At 39.8% G+C, this 5,301-nt stretch carries 5 protein-coding genes; all 5 read right to left on the reverse strand.

The features are described from left to right. The coding region (locus BM291_RS21785; RefSeq protein ID WP_139229172.1) for a hypothetical protein at positions 1-282 on the reverse strand (282 nt) is incomplete at its 3' end. Between the two features lie 179 nt (positions 283-461). Further along, the gene (locus BM291_RS21790) at positions 462-2,942 is read right to left on the reverse strand and encodes a leucine-rich repeat domain-containing protein (protein ID WP_245786943.1); all 2,481 of its coding nucleotides are present in this window, start codon (positions 2,940-2,942) and stop codon (positions 462-464) included. Then, positions 2,899-3,741 (reverse strand): hypothetical protein, encoded by an 843-nt coding sequence (locus BM291_RS21795; protein WP_092902124.1) that lies wholly within the window; start codon positions 3,739-3,741, stop codon positions 2,899-2,901. Before BM291_RS21795 ends, BM291_RS21790 begins: the two co-directional genes overlap by 44 nt. After that, a complete protein-coding gene (locus tag BM291_RS21800) occupies positions 3,738-4,316 on the reverse strand; it encodes a hypothetical protein (RefSeq protein ID WP_092902127.1) in 579 nt (192 codons plus the stop codon). Before BM291_RS21800 ends, BM291_RS21795 begins: the two co-directional genes overlap by 4 nt. Before the next feature lie 27 nt (positions 4,317-4,343). Further along, positions 4,344-4,811 carry a nucleoid-structuring protein H-NS gene (locus BM291_RS21805; RefSeq protein WP_092902130.1) on the reverse strand — a complete coding sequence of 156 codons (468 nt, stop codon included), beginning with the start codon at positions 4,809-4,811 and terminating at the stop codon, positions 4,344-4,346. Between the last annotated feature and the right edge of the window lie 490 nt (positions 4,812-5,301).

Consider the following 5,301-nt stretch of genomic DNA (forward strand, 5'->3'; position numbering starts at 1 on the left):
ACGGCGCTGAAGTGCAATGGGATCATCTATGTTCTTTGAATGGCTCAATGGTAAAGAAGTTGGATAAAAAGATTTAACAGGACCTAGTTCCCTGTCATCGGAAATATAGCCAAGTTTTCTCATCCAGTCCAAAAGCTGACCATGCTCCTTATCTTGACCAGTATATTTTTCCCACAACTCATTTTTAAGATACTTACCAGTCAAAAATTCTTTGATCATGGCTTCCCGTTCTTCCCAACTCAAAGAACCACCTGTTCTTATCTTCTTTTGCTGTCTTTTCATAGTTTACGTTTTGTGTAAACCTATTCTAGGACAAGTCAGCTAGCGATAGAGCCCCCCACCCCCAACCCCTGAAGGGGAGTTTGATAGTGCTAGCTGATAGATTTAGGTGTTAAGATGGAAGACCGAAGACCGAAGACCGAAGACCGAAGATAGCAGACGGCAGACGGCTACTTAGTACTCTAGTAGAATCTTACTTCACAATCTGGGTTTGCGCTTTTGAAATTATCTACGGCTCTGCTGCTCAATCTAGTGTTGAAGCAGGATAATTTTTTGAGGTTTGTAAGTCCTTCAATTGGTCTTAGGGATCTTAGGTTGGTACTAGCCACATCCATTTGTTCCAAGTGAACCAAGCCTTCAAGACCTTTCAGTGTCTTCAGGTTGGTGCCCGAGATATTTAGAATCTTCAGATTCAGCAATCCTGATAAGGGGTCTAAGTCTTCTATTCCAGAATTACTGATATCCAATTCTTTCAATAGAGAAAGGCTTTTCAATGGGGAGAAATCAACAACTGGTACCTGAGAAATTCTCAATTTCTCCAATAGTTTGAGTTCAGAAATAGGAGCTATATATCCTATAGGAGCATCAAAGATCACTAAGGAACGAAGATTTACAAATGCTGTAAGTGCATGGATATCATCTACAGAAACTCGCTCGAAGGTTAGAGATGACTTTTCTGTCATCGCATGAAGCTGCTCTGTGGTAGGATCTTCAGGCAGTGAAAACTGCTTTTTGAAGATTTCCTTCCAGCCTTGGTCAAGTCCCATCCACCAGGTATTCAATTCCTCGGTACGATAAACTATAGTCAAACTTGGCTTTTGGATAAGCACTTCTGGAATTTCATCTGTAAATATCTCTGAGCTGTTTACGTTCAGGTAGGTCAGGTTAGGAAGGCTGGTTACAGTAAGTATACTAGACACTGGACTTCCATCCAGATTGATTTTCACTAATTCCTCATTGGATTTCAGAGGAGAAATATCTTTAACCTGAGAGTTCTTTCCGGTGATTTCAACCAGGGTTTTTACCTCACTAAGAGAAATGATTTCAGAAACTGGGTTGTCTGAGAAATCGACTTTGGTAAGTTTGACGAATCTGGTGATAGGATTGAGGGTAGTAATACCGGCACCGCTCAGGTCTAATTCCTCCAGACCAATGGTACCTGTCAGTATCTCTACGCTAGGATGATCAGTAGTAATTCTTGGATTGGCTTTTTTCAGGCTGGTTTTCCAAGCATCAGATAATCCTGTCCACCAGCTTTCCAGATCCTTCACGTGATGGATCAATAAAACCTTAGGATTGGTACGGATGAAATTGTCTGAAGCTAGTACAGTAAGCTTGGTTTCATCTGCCAGAACCTTACTCAATTCATTTTTACCATTCAGAGCTGAGATATCAGAAACTTCTGTGCCTGTAATGTCCAGAACTTCCAGGTTATTCAATGCTGCTAAAGGAGCAAGATCCTGAATATTGGTTCCTGACAAATCCAAGGTCTTCAGAGAGGTCAAATCAGACAGTTGACTGAAGTTGACCAGGTAATTTTGGCTTAGGTCAAGGTTTTCCAATTTTGAAAGGTCCTTGATATTTTCGGTATTATTAAAACCACTTTTGGCGATATAGAGGCTTTTAAGGCTGTCGAATTCATTCAGCACTGCAAAGCTCATAATCGGAGTTTCTTCTACTCTTAGAGACCTGATAGATTTCAGGTTGACTAATTCGCTAATATCCCGAATACGCGTATTGGAAATATCGAGGTGTTTGAGGCGGTCTGAGTACTTAATAAACTGAATATCCGAAGTTGGGGTATTAGACACATCCAAGTATTCCAAGAAGGTGACGTTAGAGATAGGTCCTAATTCGGTAATCTGAGTATTGCTAAGATTTACATATTTCAGATTTCTCATGGCTTCCATAGGACTAAGATCCAGAATGGAATTGGTACCTGAGAGATCCAGGGAATCCACTTCTACAAATTTGTAGAGTTGGTCTAGTTTGATAGAATCATATGCTGCTATAGCAAAGCGCTTTTTAAAGTAATCTTGCCAGTGCGGGTCAAGGACTCCCCACCATTCTGCGAGTTCTTCATCACGGCTTACTTTGGTAGTATATACGCTGGCGATTTTCAATTCCTGAGTTTTGCTATCCAAGTTAACCTCCACGAAACGTGGTTTGGTATTGGACACCTTCTCATTGTTGATGCCGATGGCAGTGATCGTTCTATCTAGAGAAGCTGTAAAATACACGTCACCATTATCTTTCTGATGAGGCTTTACCTCTCTAATTTTAAATTTGAAGTTGACATCCTTGTAGAAAAACTCGATGTCTTTCAGGTAGGCTGTAACATTCTTATTGGTAACAACTTTTCTGTCCAGCAGGAGATCATCTTCTACCTGAACTTCTCCATCGCGGAAAATCTTCAAGTAGCTTTCACGAATCACTACGTCCTTATCTCTAGACTGAGTTTCGGCTGATCCAATTGTATTAAGCAGGTATTCTAAAAAGCGTACCTGATCTTCTACTTTAGCTGAATAGTCATCTATTTCAGCTTTGGTATAGCCTTTAATAGTTTGAGCAATTCCGGAGAAGCTCAAACAAAAGAGAAGAAAACTTAGATAAATGGTCTTAGTTCTGATCATAAATGTATTTCTGGATAGTTTCCTTGTCACCAGGGTTAAGTTTGACAAGGTTTGAAATCAGCCAACCTGTATTAAAGCCAGGGCGGTTGAATTGATGTACTTCAAAATACCAGCCTTCTATTTGGAAGAAGTGAAATTTAACATCGGTTACGGTCTCGTAACGAAGATTATTTTGCTTCATTTCGTACAAAAACAAGGTCAGGTAATCGGGTTTAAAACTTGACTCTGTAAATGATTCAGGCATTTTTGAGTCCTGAAAGGCTCTTCTAAGGTTCATAAACCCTAGCTCATGACTTAGTGGGTGTAAAAAGTCTTTTGAGTCGCCAACAGGCTTGTTGAATATGTCCTTGAAAGGGGGAAATGCCACCTCATCTATTACCCATTCATACCCAAGTCCTTCAGGTTGAATTTTCAATATTAAGGTTGCGGTCTCTCGTTTTCCTTTGTACAGGAATATTGCTTGTACTTCGGCATACCATCCTTCTCGATGGAAGTTTAGGTATTTAGGATAATTTGGCGAAAGCACAGAATCAGAGAACTGTGTTTTCAATTCTTGACTTACTGAGGAGGTTTGATTGTCAAAAAGTATTTTCAAAAACCCGTTTCTCAGTGGAGTACTATGGTAGTCTTTGTCGCCAGGGTAATAGCGCACATTGCCATCCGTAGGAGATTCTTCTCCATTAAATCTTCGGAAGAATTGGTTTAGTTGTTTGGTAGAAGCGGCAAACTTGCCATCATCTTTAATCGTCCCAGGGCTGCCTATGCCCTGCCCTGAGACGATTGAGATGCTTGCGATTAGTATCGCAAAAATTAAAGTTACTATTCTCATGCGGAAGTTTCAGTCACTCTCACGTCACCTAGCATGACGTCCCAGAATTCGATGGTTCTACCAGCGATTTGGGTTTGCTTTTTCTCGACGTAGATTGTGATATCTTTCTTAGTTGTGTCTTTGTAATTCATACCTGTCTCGATAGATGTTCCTTCGAAACGTTGGAAAACTGTAACAACACCTACATATCTTCCATCAGGCTGTCTTTCAAGATCAGAGATGTACTGGATATCGTACCAAGTGATGTTAACTCTATCGTAGTTCAAAGCCATTAGGCGCTCGAAATAACGTCTTACTTTGTAGTAAGCGATTTCGTTTGTGTTGATGCTAGACACACCCATTTCAGCTCCTGGAGAGAAAAGCTCTTCAGCACGATCCATAACACGGTTAGCTTCAGAGAACTGAGTCTCTTTGCTTCCGATGATGCTGATATACTTACTCAAATCTTTAACTTTCTCTAGTGCAAGAGAGTCAATCGCTTGCTTTCTAGCTGGGCTAATTGTTTCTGACTGAGCTAGTACGCTTGCTGAAGTAGCAAGGAAAAGGCCCAGGAAAAGGATCATTATATTTTTCATGTGTAAATTATTTTTTCAGATGGGCGATTATTTTCTTCTAAGCTCCAATTCAGAGACCTTACCATTAGCATCCATACGGATATCGCTGATGTAATTCAAGTTCTTTTTGGTATCCTTCAAGTACTCCAAGTACTTTTTGATAGTTGTAGGCTCATCGTAATCCTTAATTCCGTTTTCTTCGTGAATCACGATCAAAACTGGAGTTTCTTGGTTAGAGAACATAGCAAGCGCTTCTTGGATAGTTTGGTTTGCGATAGACGCATTACCTGCTGCAGCTACGCTGTTAAAATAATTTTCCAACTTACCTACTGCAATTTCTTCGGCTGAAGATACTGGAGCTGGAGGAGGGGCTGGCTGTTGAACCTGCTCAACTGGCGCTGGTGGTGCAGGCTGTGCTACTTTCTTTTTACTCTTACATGCACCCATTGCCAACATGGCTACTAAGGCAATCATAAGTGAGCGGTTAACCGAAATAGAGAACAATTTTTGCTTCATTTTGGGGATTAGATTAAGATGATGAGGTTTTTTTATTTTTTAAAATTTTTAAAACAGGGACTTCCCCTACTTCTTGATTTGGGTACAAAGTAAATAAAATCATATGATTAACTCACAATAGATATTCCAAATCAAAAATGCTTTTTGTTAATATTTTCAAATGTCCTCTGAGCGGTGCATGAGCCACGAGAGCGGTTACTCCCTAGGCCTTTAAAATCACTCATTTTACAGGTATTCATATATCAATAAGTGATCCAATGATTTTTGGAAATTTGAAAATACTTGTGAAAACAGCTGAGAAAGTGACAAAATCATTAAAAAATACCCTGTATAGGGTATTTTTTATGTGTGTTTAAGGTCTCAACTTTGAGTTAGCGTTAAGTTTTAATTATGGCATTGACTAGTCCTGAATAGGCGTTACAGTTTTAAAGGATAATTTAGATAGCATCGGGTTTCGACACGGTGCTATTTTTCTTTTTGTAGGTTCTAA

Source organism: Algoriphagus aquimarinus (assembly GCF_900112005.1).
GTDB lineage: Bacteria > Bacteroidota > Bacteroidia > Cytophagales > Cyclobacteriaceae > Algoriphagus > Algoriphagus aquimarinus.